This is a genomic window from Ruegeria sp. BC3 (genome assembly GCF_056539265.1).
This window is the reverse complement of record NZ_JBQFUP010000003.1, coordinates 428769-454800: the sequence shown is the minus strand read 5'-3', so window position 1 is coordinate 454800 and position 26032 is coordinate 428769. Positions and strand designations below refer to the sequence as shown.

Genomic DNA, 26032 nt, shown 5'->3' with positions numbered 1-26032 from the left:
ATTGGTCTCCCAGTTGAATGGATTACAGTCCTTTGCCGGACTTTTTATTGACGCATGAGTCAAAACTAGGCGCATTTCGGTCCGTCGAGCAAGGACAAATGTCTGACCTTTGCCGACCGAAACATCACATCTGGTTGCGGGGAACGGTGTCCTCCTTTTGCTTGGAAAACACCAATTCTTCGTTCTCAAATGCGTTAACCTGCGCTTTGAGGTAAAAGTTGTCCTGATCCGACCACATTTCACAGGATGTTTCAGTCCGCAGTTCGATCCCGTCTCGAACCAGTTCCTGCGTCCAGTGGCAGTGCCCGTGGGCCGAAAGCGGGTCGTCCGGATGGATCGTCCAGCGTTCATAGGCGGTGCCGCCATGGGTCAGGCCGTGGTGGTTGTCGGTCACAAGGCCAAAGTCGTCTTCGATGATCAGTCGCGTTTCACCCGTGGTCATGTCTGTTTCTACCCGCCGTGCGTTTTGGCTATCCCGCAAGGTCGTCACATCGCGCGGTGTTTCAGCGTCCGGGGGCTGGAAGAAACACTCGTCCCCGCCAGCCGTCGGCCGGTTCGGAATCGCGATTTCACCCCTTGTCAGGTGCAACTCGGCGTCTTCGGGCGCGGGCCAGATCAGGGGCCAATACGCGCTTGAGACGGCGACCCGAAGGCGATGACCCTTGGGAATGCGATAGGCAATGTGGTCCAGGTCCAGTGTGATCTCGTAAGGGGTTCCCGGCTCCAATGGCGTTGGCTGCGCGTGGCTGTCTCGGTGGGTCAGGTTCAGAACCCCATAGGTGATCCGAGTTGTCGCGCCATCCGGGTGAACGTGATTCAGTCGCACGGCAATCTGCGCCTGTGGACGGTCGGCGCTGAGCCGCAGCCGTATGCGCGGCGCACCCACGATATCCAGATCTTCGGACAGGGGCGCTCCGTCAAAACAGGCAGACAGAGCGTCGTCGGCACGCTGATCGCCCGGCATGTCCGGCCCCAGCCAGATTGCACAATACTCCCCGCCATCCATGCCGCAGGTCAGCGGCGACCGGATGCGTCTGTTCAGCGGCCTGGTTTGTCCAAGCCCTGCGTCTGATAAAGCCAGTGTCAGCTGAGCCAGATGAGAGGTCGCTCCTTCGGGTTCCGCAATCCAGCGTCCGGGTCTTTCCGCATACCAACGCTGGGGGCGGACACCGTCCATCAGATAGGCCCGATACTCGGGATCATCTTCAACACCGGAATCCAAACCCTTTAGCCAGTGATCCCACCAGCGTAACGCCTCTTGCAGGAAGCCGATTCTGGGTTCGGGTACTGCAAAATGCGGGTATTTGTGCACCCAGGGCCCCACGATCCCTTTGACCGGCGCGTCAAGTTGTTCGACCAGCAGTGGCACAGTGTTTTTGTAGGCGTCGCCCCAACCGCCAATCGCCAGTGTTGCGGCGCGGATGGTGCTGAAATCCTCGCAAACCGATCCATGCTGCCAATACGCGTCTCGCGTCTGATGGCGTAGCCATACCGAGGGGAGAAATGGCTGGTTCTCCAGCCGGTCCAGCCAGAGCTCACGCCAGTTTGGTCGTAGGGCAGGGTCCGGCGCGCGGGACGAATAGGACCACATGGTCGCGCCCCAGCCCAGGTTTTCGTTCAACAGACACCCGCCCTTATAGTGGATGTCGTCCGCGTAACGATCCGCTGTAGAACATAGGGTGATAATCGCCTTGAGTGCAGCGGGTTGAAGGGCCGCGACCTGCAAGGCATTGAACCCACCCCAGCTGATACCCATCATGCCGACCGCGCCCGTGCACCAGGGCTGTTCAGCCAGCCATTGAATGGTCGCGACGGCGTCTTCAAGCTCTTGCTGAGTGTACTCGTCCTCCATCAGCCCTTCGCTGTCGCCATTGCCTCGCATATCTACGCGAATGCACGCATAGCCGCGTTTGGCAAACCACGGGTGGGTCAGGGCATCGCGACCCGCCGTACCGTCGCGTTTGCGGTAAGGTAGGAATTCAAGAATGGCGGGAACGGGGTTGGAGGCGGCATCAACGGGACGCCAGACCCGCGCTGACAGACGGCATCCGTCCGGCATCACGATGCCAACATCCGGCAAGTCTTCGATTTCGCATAGCGTATTGGGCGAGCGCGTCATTTTTGCAGTGTCGAAGCCTTTGCTTTGAATTTAAGTCCGAAAACCGCCAAATCAGCGTTTGATTGCGACAATCAGGTCCATCACATTCGTTCCGGTCGGCCCGGTCACCAGCAAGGCGTTTGCCTCGTCCAGAAAACTGCCGCTGTCAGCGTCTTGCAGGGCTTGTTCGGCCCCGCCGCCCCAAGTCGCGCCGTCGACCACCGCCCCGGCGGCATCGGTTGGGCCGTCGGTTCCGTCGGTCCCGCCAACAACCAGTGTCAAATCCGCTGTTCCGGCGATTTCCCGGGCCAATGCCAACGCCAGAGCTTGATTGCGCCCGCCCCGGCCGGGATTTTCTGGCAGAACGACCGTGGGCTCTCCGCCAAACACCATTACGCCGGGCGACATGTTCCTCAGCCGCTGTCCCAGATCGGACGCAACGCGCAGGAAGTCGTCGTGCAGGCATTCCTCATCGGCCAGAACCGTCAAACCTTCGCTGCGCGCCAACTCTGCCGCTGCGGATCGCGCATGGGCGTTTGAGGCCACGATCTGGGTCGAGGCTTGAAACGCATAGCTGTCCGGCAACGCGCCGATCCCAGAACCGATAACGGCAAGGTCATCGCCGGGGACGTCCGAGATCGCCAGAACGGTCGCTCTGGCACCTTTGAAATGCAACAGCAAACCGCCGCCCTTGATCCGGGACAGTTTGCGCCGTTCCGCATTCATTGCTGTGATATCAAGACCTTCGGCCAATAACCTGCCATTCAACTGTTCCAGGTCCGCCAGAGTGTTTCCGGGCAACAGATCCTCGGCCAAAGAGGACGCGCCGCCGGACACCAGAAGCAAGACATGAGAATCTGCAGGCATCGCTTCGATCACTTCGCGCAGGGCTCGTCCGCCCTCAAGGCTGCGCGCATCCGGTACGGGGTGAGAGGCTTCGATCACGCGAACGTCCTCGGGCAGGCCGCCACCGTGGCCATCCTTGGTGACGACCAGAGTTGGCAGTGGTCCGAAATGATCCAGTGCCGCGTGGGCCATGGCAGCTGCGGCTTTGCCGACCGCCAGAATTTGGTCCGGAGTTGGGACGTCGTCCAGAACAGCTTTGGTCGCCCGTTGCCCGTCAACCGCGTCAACACCGGCTTGCCAAATGCGAATTGCCTGTTGCCTTTGATCCATCAGCTTTCCATCCATATTGTCACTGGCCCGTCATTGACCAGCTCGACCGCCATATCCGCCCCGAATTGCCCGGTTTCCACGGGTATGCCATGGGCCTGCAAGCGGCGTGCAAACTCTTGGTAAAGGTGCTGGCCCGCATCTGGGGGTGCGGCCTCGGAAAATCCGGGTCTGTTCCCACGCGACGTATCGGCTGCCAGTGTAAACTGGCTGATGACCAAGGCCGAGCCTCCGACATCCACGACAGACCGGTTCATCTTACCTGCATCATCTTTGAAGATACGCAGCTTCGATATTTTGGCGGCCAGTTGTTCGGCCTTGTGCTCATCATCGCCTTGCATCGCACAGAACAGGATCATCAGACCTGGCCCGGTTTGCCCGACTTGTTGCCCGTCGACCGACACTTTGGCCCGGGAAACCCTCTGTAGAACTGCGCGCAAATCTGATCTCCGTTTGGTGGCGTAATTACCCGACCCAGCTGACGATTTCGTCCAGATCGGCGCGTTCCGTGCGAAACCCGTTGGCCGGATGTTCGGCGTCTGAATAGCCGAAGGAAATCGCGCACAGGATCAGACGGTCATCTGGAATGTCGAAATACCGGTGCAGGAACGGGCCATAGCTGGCCACCGCAGCCTGAGGGATCGTCGCCACACCCAAGGCTTGTGCGGCCAGGGTGAACGCCATGACAAACCCACCGCAATCCATTGCGCCGTAGGGGCCAAGATCTGCGGGACTTGAGATGATCGCGCAATGCGGCGCGCCAAAAAGCGCAAAGTTCTCCATCATTTGCCGGGCCGAGCCCGCACGATCCCCGCGTTCGACGCCCACGGCCTCATAGAGCGCCCAGCCACAGTCGCGGCGTCGCGCCTGATAGACACCGTTATACGCCGTCGGAAAGGGCAGATCTGGTTTCGGTGCGCCAGTTGCGACCTCTTTCTGTAGCGCTGTTCGGAACGCGTCTGTTTCCTTGCCGCTGGTGATCACGATGTCCCACGGCTGCGCGTTGCACCAGCTTGGCGCACGCGATGCGCTGGTCAAAATCTGTTCGATGTGGGCCTTCGGTACGGGATCGGGGCGGAACGCCCGGCAAGAATGCCGATCGCTCAGTAATCGATCCAGATCGGATGGTGTCACACTGCTCTCCCCTTCGTGCAGTCGAGGCGCAGGATGACGTCAGGTCGCAGGATGTTCAAGCAGTTAAACGGGCAAAAGGGTCACTGCTGTCCGGTGGCCATCAGATAGCCCACACCTGCAGCAACAAGCAGGCCAAGAACCACCGCAATCGTGATTTTGATCGCCGACCAGGGGCGCTCGCCCTGAACCCGGCCGGTTCTGCCGTTTACGACAAAGCGATAGGTTTCGCCGCGGTATTTGTAGGCGGCCATCCAGACCGGCAGCAAAATGTGCTTGAAGGTGACGTCCTGAACATCCGTGTCGATCGCGTGAATCCGTTGCCGGTCGCCACCGATGTCGAAACGCACATCCCGTTCGATCACACGCGCCATGTACCCGCGCGCTTCGGTGTAGCCGTCCTGTAGCCCAACCGTATAGGCCTCGGCCCGGAACCCGGCCAGATACTCCGGCTGATAGGGCTCGAGCGCAGGCAAATCCCACGGCTCCAATGCGTCCGTGTAGCTTTTGGGCAAGGACCGAGACGCCAACACCAGCACATCGTCGAAAAACCGGGCAACCCGGCCTGATTTTGGAGACCAACGTATCTTAGCCACCTGCTGCTGTACGCGCTTGCCGTCTCGCATCACCGTACGCGTTTCATAGTAGACCGTGCCGCGCTCGCCGCGATAGCCGGACTTGGTATCCGCGTCGAAGGTCCAGTAGGGCACGTAGATTCCCTGCATCTTCCGGCCTTTGCGCGCGTACTCTTTCAGCCCATTGGGCGCGAACCACAACCTTCCCAGCCAGTCCGACATGGCCTTGTGTGCCGAGCGCTCATCCAGCGCGAAGGGCAACACGCCTTTCGGTTTGATATGCCGGCTCACGCCAGTTTCGGTCACAACGGGTGTCGCGCAAAAAGGGCACTCGGCCGCGTGCGTATCCGGGTCGAACTCAACCTGCGCTGCACAGTTTGAACAGGTCAGAACCCGTGTTTCCTCGATCTCGGCATCCGGCAAGGCATTCTTTACGGCGGCGTCGAAGTCCAACTCTTTCAGGCTGGCGCCGCCCCATGGGCCTGCGCCAACGTTTTTCGAATGCCCGCAATGATCGCAGGTCAGGGTCCCATCACTTGGATTAAACCGATAATCCGCACCGCATTGATCGCAGGGAAAACGATGTTCGGACAACGGGTTGGCTGGATTCTCGTTCATCAGTACTCATAACCCAAGTAGCGGTTCGGTTTATCAATATCGGCTTCGTGTCCAAGAAAGGCGGCCCAAACACCACCAGGACGCCATATTCCATCCATCAGCGCCTCGGCGGCGGCCACATCACCACTCCCGTCCCGCGCTCTGCGCAGCATGAAGGCGGACACGCGGGCATTGTAGATGCAGTGCACATGTACGGGCGTATCGCCGAGCGCTTCCAGAGTTTTGATAAAGGCGGAGTAGTCGTCTTCGGTCGGGTTCTCGAAATCCACCGGAATATAGTGATAGGTCATACCGGCTGCAGCGACAGTTCCCGGCTCGTCCGCCAGTGCCCCCTTGTTGTCATGCGGCCCCAAGTTGACGATATCCGTGATCCCAGCACCTGCCAGCGCTGCGATCTGTTCTTCGGTCGGCTGGCCTGACAAAGTCAGCCGGTCATCGACGCGACGAAAGTTAAGGATATCGGTTAAAGACGTCATTTCCTTCCTTGGCTGTGCCTAAGCCCCCGGCGGCGGTGGCGGCAAGATCGTGAACAGCTGCGCCAACTCCTGCACGTCACCGGCCTTTTTCCAGCCGTCCTGACCCGCCGTCCAGACGTGAGTGTCGCGCGTGATTTCTCCGTCCGTCGCCATGCGGCCCATCTTGGCCTTCGAGAATGGACCACTGGTCTGCCCGTCCACCGCGATATGCCAGACGTGCTCAACGGGGGGCGGAGGGGGCGGTGCCGCATGCGCTGTGGGTTGCGGGGCAGCGGGGGCGGAACTGCCCCACGGGCCGCTCGGTTGACCCGCTGCCATGTTTGCCATCTGATTGGCCATCGCCATGCCCATTCCCATACCAAGCCCGGCCCCCATGCCACCGCCCTGACCGGGGTTATTGGCTGCCGCTGTCATGGCTTCGGCTGCAGAGTACTGAGTGAACTTGCCCAGGTCTCCGGCCAAACCCATCGAGGTCCGCTTATCCAGTGCAGCCTCGACCGCAGGTGGCAGAGAGATATTCTCGATGTAAAATTCGGGCATTTCCAAGCCATAGCCTTCCAGCACCGGAGAAACCTCGGCTGCGATAAGCTTACCCAGATCGGCAGTGTTGGCCGCCATGTCCAGAACCGGAATGCCGGAACCTGCGATGACGCGACTGAATTCCTGAACGATGATGTTGCGGATCTGAAAGCTGATCTCATCCATCGTGAATTCGCCGTCGGTGCCGACAATCTCAATCAAGAATTTCGCAGGGTCTTTGACCCGCACGGTATAAGTGCCAAAGGCCCGAATGCGGGTCGGCCCAAATTCCGGATCGCGCAGCATGATCGGGTTCTTGGTGCCCCATTTCAGATCATTGAACCGCGTCGTGTTAACGAAATAGATTTCGGATTTGAAGGGCGACTGAAACCCGTGATCCCAATGCTGCAGCGTTGTCAGGATCGGCATGTTGTTGGTCTCGAGCATATAGAGACCCGGAGTGAACACGTCTGCCAGTTGCCCCTCATGCACAAACACCGCTGCCTGACCTTCGCGCACCGTCAGCTTGGCGCCGTATTTGATCGCATGGCCTTCGCGTTCGAACCGCCACACCATGGTGTCGCGGGTGTCGTCGACCCAGTGAATGACGTCGATGAATTCTCCGGTCAGAAAATCAAAAATGCCCATTTGGGTTCTCCTCTTCCGGGGCTCAGAGCGGCTGGCCCATCAATTCTCGTGCAATGATCCGTACCACGGGGCGCGCGTTGTCCACTGAAACGCCAGTTTCAAGGCGCGGATCGTACAACATTGTCAGTAGTTTTTCGTCATGGCTGGTCAGCAGCGCAAATTCGTCATCGTCGTTAAAGATCGACGGGCGCGCGGCCGGGCTGTCATTGGAAAGCCCCAGCCCTTGGGCGATTTCTTCGTGGATACAGCTGCGACGCAGCAGATCGGATAGTTCCGACCGAATCAGGGTCACGGCGCGAACGTATTTATAGGGGGCCGAGCTGTTGCCCAACGCGAATACAAAGCAATCGATATCTGAACGCGGGTTCGCCACCAGATCCAGCGAATCCTGACTGATATTCGGGATCAGTTGTTTCAGGCGAGTGACCACGTAGGCGCTGTCATCCTTGCCCGCAAAGAACACATAGAAGTTTGCCCGACGGCTGACCACAGAGATCGGATGTCCGGTCACCCGAGCCAGACGAGCGGAATAGGACTCGACGGCTTCGACATCCTTGGTACGCGTGGCGGGCAGGACAGAGGGGCCAAACTCGGTCTGCAACCTGACGGGTCCGGTCCAGCGGCTGAGTTGGCCGTCGGTCTGGCGCGAGGCGACGGCGACCGCGTGGTCGGGATATTCGCTGTAAAAGGCGATCGCTTCGAAATTGCGCGCCAGATCATCAGCGTCATAGGGCGCATCCGGACCGCCACCGTCGGTGCGCAGCAGCCCGCGTGTCAGCAGGTCACGTTCGACCCGCTCGTAAAACCGTGTCAGATCCTGGCTGGCAGCGGATGGCGGGACGTACGCGTTCGGCTCCGGAGCCGGAGGCTGTGGCCGCGGTTCAGGGACAACGGAAGATGTCAGCGCCTCGTCGCAATTGGCCAGAGCCAAAAGCGAAACAAGCGCCAATGCAGGTTTCAAAGCACCACGAAAACGCACGCCCAGCCAGCCTTTAGCTCGAGACCGCAGTTCCAGCGTTGTCGCCGACCCCGTCCTTGCGCGCCTTGGCGGCAGCCAATGTGTCACGCAGCTCGGCCTCCATCTTCTCCAGTTCCTGTTCGGCTGCAGCGCGCTTGGCTTTGCCTTCGTCCGCAATCGCAAGGCTTTCGTTGATCGTACCGATCAAGTCCGCATTGGCTTGTTTGACGGCTTCGATGTCGAACACGCCGCGCTCCATTTCTTCGCGGATCATCTTGTTCGACTGACGCAAGTTGGCCGCGTTCGAGGTCAGCAGCTCATTTGTCAGATCATTGGCGTCGCGCACGGCCGAGGCCGCCTCGGCGCTGCGCTGGATGGTTACGGCCTGTGCCAACTGGGTTTCCCAAAGGGGCACAGTGTTGACCAGCGTCGAGTTGATTTTAGTGACCAGTGACTTGTCGTTTTCCTGAACCAGACGGATCGAGGGCAGTGATTGCATTGTCACTTGGCGTGTCAGTTTCAGGTCATGCACGCGCCGTTCCAGATCATCCCGTGCTGCGCGCAAATCCCGCAGCTCCTGCGCCTTCATGACTTGGTCGTCTTCCGGCGCGGCCTGAACCTCGGTCTCTTTTTCTGGGATGTCGTGGCTGTCCAGCTCGGTCAGCTTTTCCTCACCCGCTGCGATGTATAGCGCCAGCTCGTCGTAGAACCCCAAAGTCTTTTCATACAGCAGGTCCAGCGACTTGATGTCTTTCAGCAGCGTATGTTCATGCGACAGAAGATCGTCGGTGATCCGATCGATTTGGCCCTGAACTTCTTCGTACTGCGCGGTGAACTTGGCGAACGGCGCGGCCTTGCCGATCAGCTTTTCCCACCAGCTGCGTTCGCGGCGGACGTCCAGCTCGCTTACCGAGAAGCCTCGGATCGTGGTGACGATGTTTCGCAGGCTGTCGCCGGCTGGTCCGACATCCTTGTTGCGGACATCCGCCAGCATAGCTTGGCTGATTTCCTGCAATTCGGCCTGTGCAGACGACCCAAACGCGACGATGGAATTGGTGTTGTCCATGTCAATCTCGTCCATCCGCTTGCGGATTTCAGCGCTGACAGGTTCGTCAGCTTCTTCAAGCGAGACGATTTCGGCTGCGGGTTCGGGCAACGCAACGGCAGTCACCTCTTGGACCAGCGTTTCAGCTTCGACCGCCTTGTTCTTGATGTCATCGGACATGGGGGTAATCCTCTCTCAAATTGTGGCCGGTCAGTCCAACCGGACGCCTTCGCGTTGCAGTCTTTCGCGCAACACATCAATTTCAACCGTCAGATCACTGCGGTCATCCAAAAGCATCTTGCGGGTACGAGCCGCGAAATTCTGTTCAAGATCATCCAAAAGGGACGTGTAATCCGCCAACGCCTGAGGGTCTCGGGTGCGTGCATAGACATCCGCAAACTTGACCGTCGCATCACGGGCGCCCTGCAGATAAACGGTCAGGTACTTGCGGGCACCCGCCAAATCACGCGGGTCTTCCTCGACCGTGCGAAACAGGTCCCTCGCCGTGTCCTGAAACCGTTCGACCCGCGCCTCGATCCGGCGGTCACCGGCGCGTTTGATGGCGTCTGTCATCTCGGTCAGATGGGTCTCTGCATCCTCGACCACACGGGCGACGCGGTCTTGTTGAAAGGTGTCGATACCTTCCATGCCCTTGTCTTTCATCGGATCAAGCCCGAACGAGACAGAGTGGAGGGCGGCGGCCACCAAGCCGAACAAGATCGGAGCAATCAGGCTGGCGTCGGCTGCTGTGGCGGCGTCCAGAAACTCAGTGCGATAGGCTGCCAACCCGATCCCAAGGCCGGTCAGCACGCTCGAAAAAATTTTTCTTGGGAAAGCAGGACGCCTGGCCGTGCGGCGGGCGTTGTACTCCGATTCCGCCCGCAATCCTTCGCGCAGCAAAAACGCGGCTGCTGTCAGAATTCCGGCCGCAATCAATCCGATGGTCATACCGACCGCGCCGTCGTTCAGCGACAGGAACACCAGCGGAATGGCAGGCAGAAACAAAAGGTTGGCGCGAGCACCGGCTGGTTCCACGCGAGCACCGTCATATTGACCGCGCGGCGGCTGATCCGGAGGCGAGGAGTCTCCTTGCGGGCTGTATTTTCCGCCATACCGTTTGGCCATGTGCTTACAAGCCTCCCAGCAGGCCGGTGCACACGCCAAGCATGAGCATCAACAGCACAACATAGGCCAGTTTCTGCACTCCGGTCCCGGACATGGCGCCCCCCAAGCTTTTCCCTATTGGAAATTTAGGGCATGCGAGGCCATGACGCTAGGGGGAAGGTTGCCTAACCTGCGTCACTTGCGAGGTTTCTTGCCGATGCCGGGCCGTTTTCGCTGTGGTCGTGCGGGGCGTTTGGCCTGGGCGTCGGGTTCGGCGTCCAGACCCAGCTGATCCCTCATGACACGGCGGCGAATTTCTTCGACCTCGCCGGGTTTAAGGCTTCCGAGCTGGAACGGGCCGTATGAGACACGCAGCAGACGGTTCACGGCAAAGCCAATATCCTCCATGGCGCGGCGAATTTCGCGGTTCTTGCCTTCGCGCAAGCCGATGGTCAGCCACGCATTCGCGCCTTGCTGGCGGTCCAGTGAGACGGTCATGGGTTGAAACCGCTCGCCCTCGATCACCAGACCCTTGCGCAGGGGCTCGAAATCCTCGTCTTTGGGGCGGCCGTTCACGCGCACGCGGTATTTGCGCAGCCATCCGGTGGCGGGCAGTTCCAGCTTGCGCTTGATGCCGCCGTCGTTTGTCAAAAGCAGCAAACCTTCCGAGTTCAGGTCGAGCCGTCCGACACTCATGACCCGCGGCATATCCTCGGGCAGATCGTCGAAGATCGTTGCGCGCCCTTTTTCGTCTCGCGTCGTCGTCACCAGGCCTGGCGGCTTGTGATACAGCCACAGGCGCGATGGTTCCGGTTCGGAAACCGGTTTGCCGTCGACGGTGATCTTGTCTTTGGCGGTGACGTTCAGCGCAGGGCTGTTGATTGCCTTGCCGTTCACACTCACACGACCGGCTTCGATCATGCGTTCAGCTTCACGGCGCGACGCTACGCCCGCGCGGGCAAGGACTTTGGCGATCCGATCGCCGGGAGGAGGGGTTTTGGTCATTCGCAGCCCATAGCGCATCCCAGCCGCTTGCGAAAGGCGGGTTTCTAAGGCAGTCAGAGGCATGGTGTTCAGATCGCATATGGATAAGGCGTTGATTGAGGCGCGCGCTGCAGCCAAACGCGGTGAAGTGCCCGTGGGTGCGGTTATTGTTGGGCCGGACGGCGCAATCGTGGCGTCTGCGGGCAATCGAACGCGCGAGTTGAATGACCCGACCGCCCATGCCGAAATTCTGGCCTTGCGCGCGGCCTGCGCCACAGCAGGGTCCGAGCGGCTGCCCGATCATGACCTCTATGTCACGTTGGAGCCCTGCGCCATGTGCGCGGCGGCACTGGCGGCGGCACGAATCCGACGCATTTACTACGGGGCCGCCGATCCAAAATCGGGTGGCGTTGCGCATGGCGCGCGGGTTTTCACCCATACGCAGGCGCACCATGTGCCAGAGGTCTACGACGGCATCGCAGCGCAGGAGGCCGCCGACCTGTTGAAAGAGTTCTTCGCCGCGCGGCGCTGACCCTAGACGCTGATGGGTTTCATCACCTCGGGCTCGATCACATCCACACCTGGTAGCCCGTCGATCAACACCTGCGCGGATTGTTCGAGGATCGGGAAAGTCTTGTAGTGGCAGGGAATCACGGTCTTGAAGTCAAAGTACCGTTTGGCCGCATAAGCCGCGCCCTTCATGTCCATCGTGAAATGCCCACCCGCCGACAGAATGCCGATGTCGGGTTTGTAGTAGTCTCCCATCCAATCCATATCGGCCATGATGTCGGTGTCGCCCGAGACGTAGAGCATATGGCCATCCGATTCGATCATGAAACCAACTTCGCTGCCGCCGGTGCGCAGCCCATCGGGCGTTGAGAAGGTCGAGCTGTGTGAGGCGGGAACCATTGACACTTTGACTCCGTTCAGGTTCACGGTTCCGCCCTTGTTGTAACCGATGGTTTCAAGGCTTTCGGCCTCGCTCCAATACCCCATCAGGTCATACTGCCCGACAACAGGGATCTTCAGGTGTTTGGCCAGTGACACGACGTCGACCACGTGATCGAAATGTGTGTGGGTCAGAAGGATATGCGTCGCACCGTCGACGGCGTCGTCGTGTTGATCCTCCGGCAGGACAGGATTCCCGGTCAGCCAGGGATCAATCAGCAGAACCTGCCCACCGGTTTCGATGCGAAAACTGCCATGGCCCAACCAAATGATGTTCATGAATTCATCCTCCTAAAACAAACTGTTGGCTTTACCCTAGCATCGGCTATGTAAAAATTCATGGACTGGTTTCAGGAAATTGATGGCTATTGCGAGCGTTTGTCGCCCGCCTATTGGGCCGAACCGATCAACGCGGTTACAAATGCCGCGTTTCTGGTCGCCGCGTTTGTCATGTGGCGGCGGGTGCGCGGGCAGGGGATGCCGTTGGCGATGCTGTTGGTGCTCATCTTGGCAGCCATTGGGATCGGCAGCTACCTGTTCCACACCCATGCGCAGGTTTGGGCCGCGATGGCGGATGTGCTGCCGATCCTGTTGTACATCCTGGTCTATATCTTCGCGATCAACCGGGACGTTTGGCAGATGCGCGCGGTGCCCGCAGCACTGCTGACGGCTTTGTTTATACCTTACGCCGCAGCCACGGTGCCGTTGTTCCAGTTTGTGCCCGGATTGGGGGGATCAGCAGCCTATGCCCCGGTTCCGCTGCTGATCCTGATCTACGCGTATTTGTTGCGCGATCGGGTGCCGGATACTGCCCGAGGTCTGGCTGTCGGCGCGTTGATCCTAATTGCCTCGATCACCTTCCGCGCGCTGGACGAACCGATTTGCGGGCAAATTCCGTTGGGCACGCATTTCATGTGGCACATCCTGAACGCGATCATGCTGGGCTGGATGATCGAGGTCTACAGGCGGCACCTGGTCCGCGCGTCTCAGTCCTGAAACGCGTTGGCCAGATGATCGGGCAGGTCGAACTCGGACAAAACCCGCGCGCGACCGTCGGCTGACATTTTGCGGGCGGTTTTCTCGACGATGCTTTGGATTTTCTCGGCCGAGTGCTTTTCGGCGAACGGAGAGAAATACCATTTGAGGAAGACAAAACAGATCACGTCTTCAAGCGCCTGAACCTCGTCGTCGCGCTTGATGCCCTGTTTGCGCAGCATTCGACCGGCGGATTCGACATCGTCGGCGCCATAGCCATTCTGCTCCATCAGCCTCATCACGACTTCGGCGTGATGAACCCCTTGCGCCTTGCGCCAGGCCAGATACCCAGCGCGACCTTCGGGATACTCGCTGCGCGCCAGTTTCCACCGCTCTACGTGCTGCCCCCGTGCTGCAATCTGCAAAGGATCAGAGGCGTCGGGGAACAAACGGTCCAACTCGGCGCTCATGCGCTGGCCATACAGCAGTTCAACCGGCTGGCCGTCTTCTTGGTTGGGGTCGTGTGAGTTGGCCGCATCAATTGCGTCCAGAACAGCTTGCTTGCGCGCGTTCATCTTCCGCTCCGTTGGCTGGCCGGGTCTGCGGTGCAGGTCGGCGGGTTATTCAGGGCCACCGTAGCGATTTGCCGCGTGGTGCGCAGCAAGCAATTGCCGGGCCGGGGCATTTGGGCCCGGCCCGGTTTGACGGGTCAAGTTACTTGCCCGGTTTGATTTGGTCCTTGGTGACGGGTTGCTCTACCTGATCGGGGAACATCAGGCTGCGTGTCAGGGTGTCCATGCTCGGGCCAAACCCGCCCGCTTGCGCTTGTGCAGTAAGAACTGTGGTGGCCAATACAAAGGCAGTCATGAACGTTTTCATCGGTTTTCTCCATATCAGGCTGTGCCGTGAAGTATGAAATGAACAGTTCAGTTCACTTTTTCAAGGGGCAAAATGAACTAAACGGTTTACTTTTTTGCATAGGGGGTATGCAGAAACGAATGATCGGATCGAAATTATGGACCTTTGCGACAGATCCAGGGGTGGATCAGAGCCTCGGCGGTCTTGCGACCCGGCGACCAGACAGGTAAATGCCCCCTAACGCATATGAGGATATCCGATGTCGATTGACCAAAGCAATGCCGCCAAGGTGGCCAAACTGGCCCGGATCAAGGTCGAGGATGACGCGCTGCCGGCGCTGGCGTCCGAGTTTAACACCATCCTTGGGTTCATCGAACAACTGAACGAAGTCGACGTAGAAGGCGTCGAGCCGATGGTCTCAGTCGAGCCTATGCGCTTGAAACGTCGCGAGGATGTGGTCACCGACGGGAACCAGCAGGACAAGGTCCTGGCCAATGCCCCCGATGCGCGCGAAGGGTTCTTCGCTGTTCCCAAAGTTGTGGAGTAAGACATGAGCGATCTGAACAAACTGGGCCTGGCCGAGGCCCGCGACGCGCTGCGCAAAGGTGAAGTGACCTCGGTCGAGCTGACCGAGTCTTGCCTGAAGGCCATCGATGACGCCGGCGCGCTGAACGCTTTTGTCCACAAAACGCCCGAGATTGCGCTGGAACGCGCCAAGGCAGCGGACGAGCGGATCAAGGGCGGCGACGCGCCGTCCATGTGTGGTCTGCCGATCGGCATCAAGGATCTGTTCTGCACCAAGGGCGTGCCCTCGCAAGCGGCCTCGAAGATTCTGGAAGGTTTCAAGCCGGAATATGAATCTACTGTTTCGCAGCAACTCGCCGATGCCGGTGCAGTGATGCTGGGCAAGCTGAACATGGACGAATTCGCGATGGGCTCGTCCAACGAAACCTCCGTTTATGGCAACGCGGTCAGCCCATGGCGCCGTGGCAATGATGACGCCCAACTGACGCCGGGGGGCTCGTCCGGTGGGTCGGCATCTGCGGTGGCTGCTGATCTGTGTCTGGCCGCAACCGGCACCGACACCGGCGGTTCAATCCGTCAGCCCGCAGCATTCACTGGTATCACTGGCATCAAGCCGACTTATGGCCGCTGCTCGCGCTGGGGCATCGTAGCATTCGCCTCCTCGCTGGATCAAGCCGGTCCGATGACCAAGAATGTGCGCGATGCCGCGATCATGCTTGAGGCGATGTGCGGTCACGATCCCAAGGACTCGACAAGTGCCGAACTGGCCGTCCCGAATTTCGAGGCGATGCTTACCGGAGACATCAAAGGCAAGAAGATCGGTATCCCCAAGGAATACCGCATGGACGGTATGCCTGCTGAGATTGAAAAGCTCTGGGCCGAAGGGGCCGAGATGCTGAAAGCAGCGGGTGCCGAGATTGTCGATATATCGCTGCCCCACACCAAATACGCGCTGCCTGCCTACTACGTGATTGCACCCGCCGAGGCGTCCTCGAATCTCGCGCGCTATGACGGTGTCCGCTATGGCCGCCGTGCGCAGCTGGCGCAGGGTGACGGCATCACCGAGATGTACGAAAAGACCCGCGCCGAGGGCTTTGGCCACGAGGTGCAGCGACGTGTCATGGTTGGGACCTACGTGCTGTCGGCTGGTTTCTACGACGCCTACTACAACCGCGCCCGCAAGGTCCGCACCCTGATCAAGAAAGACTTCGAGGATGTCTTCGCCGCGGGGATCGATGCGATCCTGACCCCGGCGACTCCGTCCGCGTCTTTCGGTCTGGGCGAAATGACCGATGCCGATCCGGTGCAGATGTACCTGAACGATGTCTTCACCGTTACGGTGAACCTGGCTGGCCTGCCTGGCGTTTCGGTTCCCGCAGGGCTGGACAAACAGGGTCTTCCGCTGGGTCTTCAGCTCATCGGTCGCCCGTGGGACGAAGGCGATCTGCTGAACACGGCCTATGCGCTGGAAAGCGCCGCCGGGTTTGTGGCCAAACCGGGCAAATGGTGGTAACTCTGTCGTCAGGCAAGACGAGTTAAGACGGAGCAGCTGAATGCGCTTTACGCTTCTGATCCCCGCAATCGGGCTTGTGGCCGCCTGCAACACGGTGGCCCCGGTCCAGGGTACAGGGTTCAATACGCCGCAGTACCAGGCACAACGCGAGGCTACGTTGGCGGGGCAGGGCTATACCGGCAACCCGCTGCTTGGCCCGGCTGAGGTATCAGAACAGCAACTGGGTGCACCTGGCACCGCGCCGACCGGAGACAACGCCGATATCGCCTCGGCAACAGCTGCCGCCTTGGCCAGCACTTCAGGTCAAAGCACAGTGACGCAAGCGCCGCTGTCCGCAGCCAGCAGCAACGCGATCTCGGATGAACAGGACTTCGCCGCCGTTTCAGGCCGCCGAACGATTGAGTCCGACGCTGCCCTCATTCAGCAGAACCGCCAGACCTACGAAGTCGTCACCCCGACCGCCGTTCCACAACGCGGTTCGGACGGGCAGCCGAACATAGTGCAATACGCGCTCAGCACCTCGAACCCGGTTGGCACACAACTTTACAGCCGTGCCGGTTTCAACCTTGAGGCCAAGGCCCAGCGAAACTGCGCCAAGTTCCCGTCGCCGGATCAGGCTCAGATCGAGTTTCTGGCCAGCGGTGGGCCCCAACGTGACCGCAACGGTTTGGACCCCGACGGCGACGGCTATGCCTGCGGCTGGGATCCCAGTGCCTTCCGTAGTGCTGTCAACAACTGATCCACTGACACCGATCTGGCATCCTTCGCCCAATTTCGGGCCGCGCAGGGATGGGTTAAAACCATCCCTGATCGTATTGCACTACACTGCCATGAACACTGCGCAGGATGCGCTGGATCGACTGTGCGACCCCGCCTATGAGGTTTCCGCGCATTACCTGATCGGTGGCGACGGAACCTTGTGGCAGATGGTACGTGAACAAGACCGCGCCTGGCACGCAGGTTCCGGAGAGTGGCGCGGTCAGACCGACATCAACTCTCGTTCGATTGGCATCGAGCTGGACAACACCGGCGTGCATCCTTTCTCGGAACCTCAAATGGGCGTGCTGGAACAGCTATTGCCTCAGGTCATGAACCGCTGGGGAATTGGGCCCAACGGAGTGATAGGTCATTCTGACATGGCACCGGGCCGTAAGTTTGATCCCGGTCCGCGTTTTGATTGGCAGCGTCTGGAGCGCAAAAAACTTGCCGCGCCGCGCAGCCCCAACGGTGAGGCGCGACCCGCCACCTTGGACGAGTTCAGAACACTGGCACGCGCCGCGGGTTTCAGCGCCGATGTCGATGATGAAACCCTGCTGAGCGCTGTTCGCCTTCGCTATCGGCCTTGGGGCAAAGGTTCGCTGTGCGCAGCCGATCTCGCTCCTTTGGCCAAACATGCCTGATCCGTTCTTCATCTGGCCAAAAATACCTCGGGGTTGAATTGGCCGCAGGCCAAGAAGGGGCTGGCCCCTTTGTACCCCCTCCACCCTTGACGCCGCCCGGCACAACGCATACCCCGACCGTCGCGCGGAGGGCCGGATGGCCGCTGGGGTCGCAAGACCCGAGAGGAAAGTCCGGACTCCACAAGACAACGGTGCCGGGTAACGCCCGGGCGGGGAAACCCGACGGAAAGCGCCACAGAAATCAGACCGCCCAAGACTTCGGTCGAGGGTAAGGGTGAAACGGTGGGGTAAGAGCCCACCGCGCCGCTGGCAACAGTGGCGGCACGGCAAGCCCCACCGGGAGCAATGCCAAATAGGGTCCCCGCGCGGGATGGTCGGCGTCCGCCGATACCACCGCTAAGCGCGTCTTGGCCGAGAGGGACCGGGTTGGCAGCTTGAGCCGCGCAGCAATGCACGGCCTAGAGGAATGGTCATCGAAGGGGGCAACCCTGGAACAAGATCCGGCTTACAGGCCCTCCGCGCATATCTCAGATCATTTCCCGGGCGGCGTGTAAGTCCCGGCCAGTTTTGCCGCTTTCTTCGTGATGGCGGCAAAGTCCTTCGCCTTCCAGGCGCGCACGGTCTGTATGTTTGACACAGCACCCGAGGCCGCAACAGCCATTCCAACGGCAACGGCATCGGTTCCGTCGGGAACCTCACTGATGACCACCACATCATTGTCGCCGGTCGTCATATAAAAAGCTATCAGCTTGCCGCCGACCTTTTTCAGCAGCGCGCGGACCGGTGCAGTGCGGTCTGCAGGCTTTTTCAGCATGCCTTTGACCCCGTCCTGCGAATAAGACGCGTAGGTGATGAAAATGGGCATAACACTCCTCCTTAGTTCGATGTTTTAGAACCCTGAAATTGGCCGGGTCCCACGGCCTGAAATCGTTTTTCAGAAAATGTGAAGGACGGCGTCCAGTACGACCCAAAGGCCCACCGCGATCAGCGCCAATCCGGTCGCCACAGGCAGCCAGCGCGCGTTGGGCAGCAGCTTTTCCAAGGCCACATAAATGGCAAGGCCAGCGATCCAGTAGAGGTTCATGATCCCGCCGACAAACAACAGCGCCATCAACGCCCAGCAGCAGCCCAGACAGTAAACCCCATGCAGGGCGCCGGTCCTGAGGGCTCCGTAAGCCCCCGGCTTATGGTGATCTGCAATGAACCGAGCCGGGCTTTGGCAATGCCGCAAACAAGCTGTTTTGAGATCGGACAGCTGGTAGGCCCCGGCGAGGATCAGAATGCATCCGGCGAAGGTCTTGGACCGGATGGTCATCATCGGCCCGTCGGACAGCCCGATGCTTTCAAGCCCCCATTGCATCCCCGTCGCAATCAGGCTGAACACCGCCCAGGCGACAAGATACCCAGCTAGAAACAAAAAGCTAAAGTGCGCGGCCTTGGCTCGTTCCGGTCCCGCCCGTTTTATCGCTGTGTACAGCAAAACAGCAGGGGCGGCGCTGGGGGTCATCATTGCGATCATCATGACCCACCACATCAGGAAGATGAGGGTGGCGAATTGCAAATCCCATTGAGGTGCCGAGCCCATCTGCATGGGCTCACCGATAGGACCGGCCATCCGGGTCATTTCGGCGGCGGTCATGTTCATTCCGATCCCGGCGATTGTGTACCAGGCCGAAACCAGAATGATCAGCGAAACGCCGGCCAGAACGATGGCCCGGTCATGCCGCATCAACCGCTCGACCGCCCCAGTGCGGGGCTGGGTGGGGTGGGAGGTCATGATGCGCCCCGGGTCAGGCGCCCAGGACACCGTGGCCCGAGATATTCAGATGAGCCAAATGGGCATGGGTCGCATCAAAGGTCAGGCTGATTTCCCCGCCATGGGTTTTGGCAGTTCCCGAGGCCGCCTCGGCGTGGCGATACTCGAACCCGTTCGGAAGCTGGATCGACGCCCGGTGTGCCGCGCCCGAGACGATGTGCGGGATCGGGCTGACCTCGACATCGAAGATGCCCTTTACCTTCGCGAAACCGGTGCGTTCGTCACGGTCCCAGTTCAATTCGATCGGAACGTAGAGTGTTTCGTGTTTGGTCGGGGCCATCGCGCTGTAGACGTACCACATCGTCGCCATTTCATCGGTGTCTTCACCGGTCATAATGGCCTGCAGTGCGGCGCGCTGATCGGCGCTGGCGCTTTCGTCGATGACCAGTTGCATCTGACCGTTGCCCTCGTGAATAGGGCCTGGCCAGTAGTAAACTCCAGCTGCTTTTACGCCTGCCAGATCGGTGTCGCCGTAGTGTCCGCTTTGGATGTCGAACACAACGACAGCTTCGCAATTTCCATGGGTCGGAAGAACGCTGAACTGGCAGGGGCAACCGAAGTTGCAGTTACAATTGGCCAATTCTTCGCCCTTAATGGTCCACTCAGTCATGATGCCCCCTAACACTATAAATCATGCAAACGCTGCTGACGCGGTCGCTGGCCTGTTTATTGTGCCTCGAAGGATGAGCCGGAAATTGGCTTCTTGAGATTGTTGATAGCGCGCTAACTATCACAAATTCGAATTTCTGACAAATTAGGTTCATGTTTGTGCGAGATTACGCCTGTTAGGTGCTCAAATCTCAAAACCAGACCGCAGCTGCCTGTTTTTACGCTAGCGTCACGGGGCATCTGCCTTCTCAGCAGATAACTTGCTTCACCGAAATCTGCTAAACTACGAACACACATTTTGAAGTTTGGGAGGATTGTTATGAGCTTCATGAAAGCACTGGCTTCGGTTGCGGTCGGATTTGCTGCGGCAAAAGGCATTGAGAAGTACAAGCAAATGGGCGGTATGGCCGGGCTGCAGGACATGATGCAAGGGACCGGGGGCGGCTTTGGCATGGATCAGCTGGGCAAGATGGCGGAACAGTTCGGGATGCCCGGTGGTGCCGCTGGACTGCAAGAGATGATTGGAAAGCTTGGTATGGCGAACCCGGCAGGGGCGGCTGGTCTTGGTGGGTTGATGAATGCCATGCAGGGGGCCGCAAAAACCGGCAGTCAGAACACTGTGGACATGATGGAGACGGTGTTCAAAGGCACCCCCGGAGGGGCCGCGATGGAGGAGCAGGCCAAGCTGATGCTGCGCGCGATGATCCAGGCCGCGAAAGCGGACGGAGAATTGGACGAGCACGAAAAGGAAACCATTCTGGGTGAGCTGGGCGACGATATCAGTGACGAAGAACGCGCCTTTGTTCAGGATCAACTGAACGCACCGATCGATGTGATTGGGCTGGCGGCTGACTCTGCTGCGCCGCTCAAGACGCAGGTCTATGCTACGTCATTGGCGGCGATTCGTCTGGATAACGCGCGCGAGGCATCCTATCTGGGGCAGCTGGCGACTGCGCTGGGCTTGTCCGACGCTGAACGCGACCAAATTCATGTGTATATGGGCGCTCCGACGCTTTCGACCTGACGCTTACCCTATATCGCCGCCCATGTGCCCAATTGCCCTTGACACGAGCGGTGCAAGGCGTAAAAGCGCACGCTCATAGGAATTCAACCGAAAGGCCCCTGCCTTTTCGGACGCAGGAGATAACCATGGCGAAGCCGACGACAATCAAGATCCGTCTGAACTCGACCGCGGGCACGGGCCACTTCTACGTGACCAAGAAAAACGCGCGCACCATGACCGAGAAAATGACCGTTCGTAAATACGACCCGGTTGTTCGGAAACATGTCGAGTACAAGGAAGGCAAGATCAAGTAATCTGCCGTCCATCTTGGACAGAATAGAAAAGGGTTCCGCAAGCGCGGGGCCCTTTTTCTTTGCGTGGATGGCGGTGTTTGCCGAACAGGGCCGTTGCAGCGACGCATCAGCGTAGGGATTATTCGGTCCGGCGCTGGGTTGCTTTTTGGATCACCTTGGCAATACGCTTCAGCAAATCGTCCCAAAATGTTGGTCGCCATGAAAAAAATCTTGTTATCCACAATTGCCGTTTTCGCTCTGGCGGCTTGTGAAGACCCGCTAAACCGTTCGGGTGTCGGTTTCACTGGAATCGATGGTGAGCCGCGAACCTTCTCGGATGTTCCGGGCGCGGTCGCGTTCCTTCCTACTGCCACAAATGTACCGGCGGAACTTGCTGTGCTGCCGGCTGTGGCAGTCTCTACAGATCAGACCGAGCCCGAGAAGGTCGCCCGGGTTGCTATCGACAATGGTGGTCGTAGCGATGCCAACTCGGTTGTCCTCACCGGTTCGGACATGAATATGTACCTGAGCACCGTTAACGTGAACGGCACGCTTTTCGGCGTGTTGCGGACCGAGAACAACAGCACTCGTGTCGACAATCGGATTGGCTCTGCGTTCGGTCAGAACGCCGAACAGTTCACCGGATGCCTTCCTGCGGGACAGGTTTATCGCAAGGGGTCGTCCTCCCGTAGTTCTGGCTTTGCAGTGGCTCTGAACTGCAGCTGATCCACTGATCAGGTATTTCACCGTAAGGCCTCTGCCCACAGGGTAGGGGCCTTTTTCTTTGCGGTGTAATAGGGTTTGCGCGCGTCAAGTGGATTACTGAGCGGACGCTGCTGACGAGCGGGCAATAAAAAAGGCGGACCGTAGTGGCCCGCCTTCTGTTTCAAAATTTGCTTCCGCTTATTCGCGGTTGCCGAACAGCTGCAGCAGGAACATGAACATATTGATGAAGTCCAGGTACAGGCTCAGCGCGCCCATGATGGCGGCCTTGCCCAGCCATTCCTGATCGCCGGAATGTGCCATCTGTAGGTAGGTGGTTTTGATGTTCTGAGTGTCATATGCGGTCAGACCGGCAAAGATCAAAACACCAATAACAGAAATCGCAAACGCCACGGCCGAAGATGCCAGAAAGATGTTGACGATCGAAGCTACGATCAGGCCGATCACGCCCATGATCAGGAACGTGCCCATTGCGGACAAGTCCTTTTTGGTCGTGTATCCGTACAACGAGAGGCCCGCAAAGGCGATCGCTGTGATCAGGAAGACCTGAATGATCGACTGGCCTGTGAAGACCAGGAAGATCCAGCTGATCGAAACACCCATTACGGCTGCGAACAGGTAGAACACAGTCTGTGCGCCAGCTGCGGACAGGCGATTAATCCCGGCGCTGAAGCCAAACACAAAGGCGAGCGGTGCGAACATGATCACCCATTTCAGAGGCGATGCGAACAGCGTGTAGCCAAACGACGTCAGGTATTTGCTTTCGCTGATCTGGGCCGCTGCGGCCGAAGGATCGGTGGTCGTTGCCAGGCCCGAGATCGCCCAGGCAGCTGCAAACGTGATCAGCATGCCCACGGACATCGTGCCGTAGACTTTGTTCATGTGGGCGCGTAGGCCCTCGTCAATCTGGGCAGCGCGCGCACCGGTCGCCGTCCGGATCGTGTCAAATTGTGCCATTAAGGGTCTCCCTTCGCATAGTTCTTGTCGTGGTCTCGATACGAGCCACATTCCCCGCAAATATCGGCAAGTGCGGGCCGCGTTTCAAGGGTTTAACGCCGGAAACTGGCTAAAAGACGCAACAAAAATGGCGGCTCGATGGATCGCGCCGCCATTCTCTGAGAAAAGATGTATGCCAGAGTTACTTTTGCCAGAATTCCGGCGCATCCCACGCGTATCGGGCGGCTTCGGCCTGAGCTTGTTCACGGGTGACTCCGATGTCCTCTAGGGCGCGTGCATCCAGTCGCGCAAGTGTTTTGCGCTGACGGTGCAGGGACAAGGCATCGCGAATCATAGACAACGAAAACCGCCGTTTAGGGGTGCAGGCGTGTTTGAGTGCAATTTGGGTCATGTTTATTGTCCTTTCTCTGATTTGCGATGGTTTGTTGATCTATCATCAACTTCCTTGATTTATATGGCGCAGTATGACACATTTGGAAAATGAATATTTTTGAACTGATGCATAAGGATCCGTGAACATGCGAAACCTCGACATCACAACGCTCCGTTCTTTCGTCGCAGTTGCGGATCAAGGGGGCGTGACGCGAGCCGCCGGATTTTTGCACCTGACGCAATCTGCGGTGTCGATGCAATTAAAGCGGCTCGAAGAGTTGCTGGGGCTTGAGTTGTTGGACCGCAGCGGCCGGACCATCGCTCTGACCGCATCTGGCGAGCAGCTGCTGGCCTATGCCCGCCGCATGATCGCGCTGAATGATGAGGTAATTTCCAAGCTGACCGACCAAGCCTATGAGGGCGAGGTGGTGCTGGGCGTCCCGCATGACATTGTGTACCCGGCAATTCCACGCGTTTTGCAAAGGTTCAACGCAGAATTCCCGCGCGTCCGGGTGCAATTGGTTTCGTCTTATTCGCTGCAGTTGAAAGAGATGTTCAGTCGTGGCGAATGCGATCTGATCCTGACAACCGAAGCCTCGGCAGTGGACGGGTCTGAAACTGTGGCCGAGTTGCCGCTGCGGTGGATTGGGGCTCCGGGTGGATCTGCGTGGCGCAAGCGCCCGATTCCTCTTGCCGTCGGCCGTCGGTGCGTTTTCCGGCCCCAGATGATTTCGGCGCTCGACGCAGCGGGCATCCCGTGGGAACTGTCGGTCGAAACCGAGAACGACCGCACCATCGAAGCCACCGTCAGCGCTGATCTTGCCGTTCACGCAATGTTGGACGGGACCGAGGCGGCGCATCTTGAACAGATCGATGCGGCTGGTGCTTTGCCCGAACTGCCCGCGCACGTGATCAATCTGTACGGGGGAGAAGCCGGTCGTGGAGCAGTGGTCGAGGCGCTGGCCGATCTGGTGCGTCAGAATTTTCGGATGGTCGGCAGCGCGCCTCTCAAGGCGGTTGTGGGGTAACGGCCACCTAGGGTGTGACTACCACTTTGCCGGTGGCAATTCGGTCGCGCAGCAGCTGCATACCTTTTTCGGCCTCGGTCAAGGGCAGGACGTGGCTGATATGCGGCTTGATCCGTCCCTCGGCGAGCCAACCAAATAGCGTCTCAAAGCTGTCCTGTACGATCTGAGGGCGGAACTTTAGGTACCCGCCGATGTAAAAGCCAATGACGGTCAGGTTCTTGACCAGCAGATGGTTGGCCGGGATCTGTGGCACATCTCCGCCTGCAAACCCGATGGGCAACAGGCGGCCTTCGGGGTTGGTGGCCCGGAATGCCGCTTTGAACACATCGCCGCCAATCGCATCATAGACGACATCCGCACCGCCTAGCTCTTTGACGCGTGCGCGCAGGTCTTCTGAGGCGTCGATCAGGTGATCCGCTCCGGCAGCACGTGCGACTTCCAGCTTTTCAGGGCCGCGTGCATGGGCGATCACCGTTGCGCCCATGAGTTTCCCAATCTCTACGGCGGTCAGACCGACACCGCCCGCCGCTCCGGTCACCAGCAGGGTTTCACCCGGTTGCAGATGCGCGCGATGATCCAGCGCGATGTGACTGGTGCCATAGGCGATCTGAACGGCGGCAGCGTCTTCAAAGCTGATCGCATCGGGCAGGGGGATTGCCCGGTCGGCGTCAAAAACACCAAACTCGGCCAGCCCGCCCTGACCGGAGTATATTGCCACGCGATCGCCGAGACGCAGCGTCGTGACGCCGTCCCCCAGTTTGTCGACAACTCCGGCAACTTCCAGGCCAAGAGTAAACGGAGCGGCAGGCGTGTCCTGATACGTGCCTTTCTGCATCAACAGATCGGCGAAATTCAGGCCGCAGGCTTTGATCGCCACGCGAACCTGCCCCGGACCGGGTTCGGGAAGATCAATCTCAGCCAGTTGGGCCGCGGCTCCTTGGGATGGAATCGTGAATGCCTGCATGATCGCGCTCCGTTCTTTTGCGGGCATAGGTTCGCTTCGGCGGCAGATTGTCAATCGTTTACCCGGACAGGGGGGCGACCGACGCCAGGTGACGAAGGAACGCCGCGCGAAAACAACACAACCCTAAACATTTGTAAGCGCGAACTGATTCAACCTTCTTGAAAAAATACCCAAATGACGCAATATTGCGCTATGGTGCTGTTTCGGGGGTATGTTCCAAATTAGGGAGTGGTTAAGTGCGACTCGCTAGTGTTGCGTTGAAAAATCATGCGCGCCCCCTGTAGTTGTGTGTAGGAGAGGAGAATACCAATGACCCATCACGTCGATGTCCATGTGGGCAAACGCGTCCGGCATCGCCGCTGGCTGATTGGCATGACCCAACAGCAGTTGGCGCAGCAAGTTGGTATTAAGTTTCAACAAATTCAAAAGTATGAAACTGGGGCCAACCGGATCAGCGCGTCGCGCCTGTGGGATATCGCCGAGGCATTGGACGTTCCCGTCAGCTTTTTCTTCGAAGGTCTGGAAGAGGCCGAAAAAGAGACAAGCGGCAAAAAGTCGGTTCCTGCCGATCTGATGGGCGACAAAGAAGCGCTGGACCTCGTGCGGTCCTACTATGCGATTCCCGAAAACCAGCGCCGCCGTCTGTTTGAACTCGCGCGGGTTCTCAGCGACGTCGCTTGATTTAGCGGGTTGACTCTGCACTGCGCGCGCCTCACGGC

The 26032-nt window shown here is 59.1% G+C and carries 31 protein-coding genes and 1 other RNA gene; 12 read left to right on the top strand and 20 right to left on the bottom strand.

Annotated elements, in window-relative coordinates; genetic code table 11:
• Window positions 1-124: 124 nt before the first annotated feature.
• The 11 genes from ACR0MV_RS11190 to ACR0MV_RS11140 all read right to left on the bottom strand — a co-directional run bounded on the left by ACR0MV_RS11190 (window position 125) and on the right by ACR0MV_RS11140 (window position 11350).
• On the bottom strand, window positions 125-2119 hold the full coding sequence (locus tag ACR0MV_RS11190; protein ID WP_480702169.1) for a CocE/NonD family hydrolase: 1995 nt from the start codon (window positions 2117-2119) through the stop codon (window positions 125-127).
• A 51-nt stretch (window positions 2120-2170) separates the two neighbouring features.
• Window positions 2171-3274 carry a glycerate kinase type-2 family protein gene (locus ACR0MV_RS11185; RefSeq protein WP_480702168.1) on the bottom strand — a complete coding sequence of 368 codons (1104 nt, stop codon included), beginning with the start codon at window positions 3272-3274 and terminating at the stop codon, window positions 2171-2173.
• Window positions 3274-3711, bottom strand: a complete 438-nt coding sequence (gene dtd, locus ACR0MV_RS11180) for a D-aminoacyl-tRNA deacylase (RefSeq protein ID WP_480702167.1) — start codon at window positions 3709-3711, stop codon at window positions 3274-3276. Before dtd ends, ACR0MV_RS11185 begins: the two co-directional genes overlap by 1 nt.
• 25 nt (window positions 3712-3736) lie before the next feature.
• Window positions 3737-4405 (bottom strand): nitroreductase, encoded by a 669-nt coding sequence (locus ACR0MV_RS11175; RefSeq protein ID WP_480702166.1) that lies wholly within the window; start codon window positions 4403-4405, stop codon window positions 3737-3739.
• Window positions 4406-4485: 80 nt separating this feature from the next.
• Window positions 4486-5595, bottom strand: coding sequence for a TFIIB-type zinc finger domain-containing protein (locus ACR0MV_RS11170; protein ID WP_480702165.1), 1110 nt, complete (start codon window positions 5593-5595; stop codon window positions 4486-4488).
• Window positions 5595-6071 (bottom strand): protein tyrosine phosphatase family protein, encoded by a 477-nt coding sequence (locus ACR0MV_RS11165; RefSeq protein ID WP_480702164.1) that lies wholly within the window; start codon window positions 6069-6071, stop codon window positions 5595-5597. Before ACR0MV_RS11165 ends, ACR0MV_RS11170 begins: the two co-directional genes overlap by 1 nt.
• Window positions 6072-6089: 18 nt before the next feature.
• Window positions 6090-7238: an SPFH domain-containing protein gene (locus tag ACR0MV_RS11160; protein ID WP_170422933.1), complete on the bottom strand. Its 1149-nt coding sequence runs from the start codon at window positions 7236-7238 to the stop codon at window positions 6090-6092.
• 22 nt (window positions 7239-7260) lie between these two features.
• Window positions 7261-8217 carry a DUF2927 domain-containing protein gene (locus ACR0MV_RS11155; protein ID WP_475204837.1) on the bottom strand — a complete coding sequence of 319 codons (957 nt, stop codon included), beginning with the start codon at window positions 8215-8217 and terminating at the stop codon, window positions 7261-7263.
• Window positions 8218-8230: 13 nt separating this feature from the next.
• Entirely contained in the window at window positions 8231-9421 is a 1191-nt protein-coding gene (locus ACR0MV_RS11150) for a toxic anion resistance protein (RefSeq protein ID WP_480702163.1), read from the bottom strand.
• 30 nt (window positions 9422-9451) lie between these two features.
• Window positions 9452-10366, bottom strand: coding sequence for a 5-bromo-4-chloroindolyl phosphate hydrolysis family protein (locus ACR0MV_RS11145; protein WP_480702162.1), 915 nt, complete (start codon window positions 10364-10366; stop codon window positions 9452-9454).
• A gap of 174 nt (window positions 10367-10540) precedes the next feature.
• Entirely contained in the window at window positions 10541-11350 is an 810-nt protein-coding gene (locus ACR0MV_RS11140; protein WP_480702161.1) for a pseudouridine synthase, read from the bottom strand.
• A 61-nt stretch (window positions 11351-11411) separates the two neighbouring features.
• Here ACR0MV_RS11140 and ACR0MV_RS11135 point away from each other — a divergent pair, with 61 nt between their 5' ends.
• Complete coding sequence (locus ACR0MV_RS11135; RefSeq protein WP_480702160.1) at window positions 11412-11861, top strand: nucleoside deaminase; 450 nt, start codon at window positions 11412-11414, stop codon at window positions 11859-11861.
• A gap of 2 nt (window positions 11862-11863) precedes the next feature.
• On the opposite strand, the gene ACR0MV_RS11130 is transcribed toward ACR0MV_RS11135, so the two are convergent.
• A complete protein-coding gene (locus ACR0MV_RS11130) occupies window positions 11864-12556 on the bottom strand; it encodes a metal-dependent hydrolase (protein ID WP_170422922.1) in 693 nt (230 codons plus the stop codon).
• A 60-nt stretch (window positions 12557-12616) separates the two neighbouring features.
• On the opposite strand from ACR0MV_RS11130, the gene ACR0MV_RS11125 reads away from it, so the two are divergent.
• The gene (locus tag ACR0MV_RS11125; protein ID WP_480702159.1) at window positions 12617-13273 is read left to right on the top strand and encodes a ceramidase domain-containing protein; all 657 of its coding nucleotides are present in this window, start codon (window positions 12617-12619) and stop codon (window positions 13271-13273) included.
• Here the strand turns inward: ACR0MV_RS11125 and ACR0MV_RS11120 are convergent.
• Window positions 13264-13827 (bottom strand): DUF4202 domain-containing protein, encoded by a 564-nt coding sequence (locus tag ACR0MV_RS11120; RefSeq protein ID WP_480702158.1) that lies wholly within the window; start codon window positions 13825-13827, stop codon window positions 13264-13266. The two genes, ACR0MV_RS11125 and ACR0MV_RS11120, sit on opposite strands and share 10 nt — an antisense overlap.
• 139 nt (window positions 13828-13966) lie before the next feature.
• On the bottom strand, window positions 13967-14131 hold the full coding sequence (locus tag ACR0MV_RS11115; RefSeq protein WP_170422916.1) for a hypothetical protein: 165 nt from the start codon (window positions 14129-14131) through the stop codon (window positions 13967-13969).
• A 238-nt stretch (window positions 14132-14369) separates the two neighbouring features.
• On the opposite strand from ACR0MV_RS11115, the gene gatC reads away from it, so the two are divergent.
• The 5 genes from gatC (at window position 14370) to rnpB (ending at window position 18072) form a co-directional block, all read left to right on the top strand.
• Window positions 14370-14657: an Asp-tRNA(Asn)/Glu-tRNA(Gln) amidotransferase subunit GatC gene (gene gatC, locus ACR0MV_RS11110; protein ID WP_058275619.1), complete on the top strand. Its 288-nt coding sequence runs from the start codon at window positions 14370-14372 to the stop codon at window positions 14655-14657.
• Between the two features lie 3 nt (window positions 14658-14660).
• Window positions 14661-16148 (top strand): Asp-tRNA(Asn)/Glu-tRNA(Gln) amidotransferase subunit GatA, encoded by a 1488-nt coding sequence (gatA, locus tag ACR0MV_RS11105; protein ID WP_170422914.1) that lies wholly within the window; start codon window positions 14661-14663, stop codon window positions 16146-16148.
• A gap of 40 nt (window positions 16149-16188) precedes the next feature.
• Window positions 16189-16887 carry a hypothetical protein gene (locus ACR0MV_RS11100; protein ID WP_170466473.1) on the top strand — a complete coding sequence of 233 codons (699 nt, stop codon included), beginning with the start codon at window positions 16189-16191 and terminating at the stop codon, window positions 16885-16887.
• The gene (locus ACR0MV_RS11095) at window positions 16874-17548 is read left to right on the top strand and encodes an N-acetylmuramoyl-L-alanine amidase (protein WP_480702263.1); all 675 of its coding nucleotides are present in this window, start codon (window positions 16874-16876) and stop codon (window positions 17546-17548) included. Before ACR0MV_RS11100 ends, ACR0MV_RS11095 begins: the two co-directional genes overlap by 14 nt.
• A gap of 124 nt (window positions 17549-17672) precedes the next feature.
• An RNA gene (rnpB, locus tag ACR0MV_RS11090) (RNase P RNA component class A) lies at window positions 17673-18072 on the top strand.
• Between the two features lie 8 nt (window positions 18073-18080).
• Here rnpB and ACR0MV_RS11085 read toward each other — a convergent pair.
• The 3 genes from ACR0MV_RS11085 to ACR0MV_RS11075 form a co-directional block, all read right to left on the bottom strand.
• Complete coding sequence (locus ACR0MV_RS11085) at window positions 18081-18413, bottom strand: GYD domain-containing protein (RefSeq protein ID WP_170422908.1); 333 nt, start codon at window positions 18411-18413, stop codon at window positions 18081-18083.
• Window positions 18414-18482: 69 nt separating this feature from the next.
• Window positions 18483-19325 (bottom strand): DUF2182 domain-containing protein, encoded by an 843-nt coding sequence (locus ACR0MV_RS11080; RefSeq protein WP_480702157.1) that lies wholly within the window; start codon window positions 19323-19325, stop codon window positions 18483-18485.
• Window positions 19326-19338: 13 nt separating this feature from the next.
• Window positions 19339-19974 carry a DUF1326 domain-containing protein gene (locus ACR0MV_RS11075; RefSeq protein WP_170422904.1) on the bottom strand — a complete coding sequence of 212 codons (636 nt, stop codon included), beginning with the start codon at window positions 19972-19974 and terminating at the stop codon, window positions 19339-19341.
• Window positions 19975-20292: 318 nt separating this feature from the next.
• On the opposite strand from ACR0MV_RS11075, the gene ACR0MV_RS11070 reads away from it, so the two are divergent.
• The 3 genes from ACR0MV_RS11070 to ACR0MV_RS11060 all read left to right on the top strand — a co-directional run bounded on the left by ACR0MV_RS11070 (window position 20293) and on the right by ACR0MV_RS11060 (window position 21995).
• Window positions 20293-20997, top strand: coding sequence for a DUF533 domain-containing protein (locus ACR0MV_RS11070; RefSeq protein ID WP_170422902.1), 705 nt, complete (start codon window positions 20293-20295; stop codon window positions 20995-20997).
• A gap of 125 nt (window positions 20998-21122) precedes the next feature.
• Window positions 21123-21290, top strand: a complete 168-nt coding sequence (gene rpmG, locus ACR0MV_RS11065) for a 50S ribosomal protein L33 (protein WP_007799108.1) — start codon at window positions 21123-21125, stop codon at window positions 21288-21290.
• Between the two features lie 198 nt (window positions 21291-21488).
• Entirely contained in the window at window positions 21489-21995 is a 507-nt protein-coding gene (locus tag ACR0MV_RS11060) for a hypothetical protein (RefSeq protein ID WP_480702156.1), read from the top strand.
• 177 nt (window positions 21996-22172) lie between these two features.
• Here ACR0MV_RS11060 and ACR0MV_RS11055 read toward each other — a convergent pair whose 3' ends face one another.
• Window positions 22173-22949: a Bax inhibitor-1/YccA family protein gene (locus tag ACR0MV_RS11055; protein WP_170422898.1), complete on the bottom strand. Its 777-nt coding sequence runs from the start codon at window positions 22947-22949 to the stop codon at window positions 22173-22175.
• A 181-nt stretch (window positions 22950-23130) separates the two neighbouring features.
• The gene (locus ACR0MV_RS11050; protein ID WP_480702155.1) at window positions 23131-23340 is read right to left on the bottom strand and encodes a DUF1127 domain-containing protein; all 210 of its coding nucleotides are present in this window, start codon (window positions 23338-23340) and stop codon (window positions 23131-23133) included.
• Window positions 23341-23467: 127 nt separating this feature from the next.
• Between ACR0MV_RS11050 and ACR0MV_RS11045 the strand changes: the two genes are divergently transcribed.
• Window positions 23468-24349, top strand: coding sequence for a LysR family transcriptional regulator (locus tag ACR0MV_RS11045; protein ID WP_170422894.1), 882 nt, complete (start codon window positions 23468-23470; stop codon window positions 24347-24349).
• 7 nt (window positions 24350-24356) lie between these two features.
• Here the strand turns inward: ACR0MV_RS11045 and ACR0MV_RS11040 are convergent, their stop codons facing one another.
• A complete protein-coding gene (locus ACR0MV_RS11040) occupies window positions 24357-25313 on the bottom strand; it encodes an NADPH:quinone oxidoreductase family protein (RefSeq protein ID WP_170422892.1) in 957 nt (318 codons plus the stop codon).
• 309 nt (window positions 25314-25622) lie between these two features.
• Here ACR0MV_RS11040 and ACR0MV_RS11035 point away from each other — a divergent pair, with 309 nt between their 5' ends.
• Window positions 25623-25994 (top strand): helix-turn-helix domain-containing protein, encoded by a 372-nt coding sequence (locus ACR0MV_RS11035; RefSeq protein WP_058275630.1) that lies wholly within the window; start codon window positions 25623-25625, stop codon window positions 25992-25994.
• The last annotated feature ends 38 nt before the right edge of the window (window positions 25995-26032 follow it).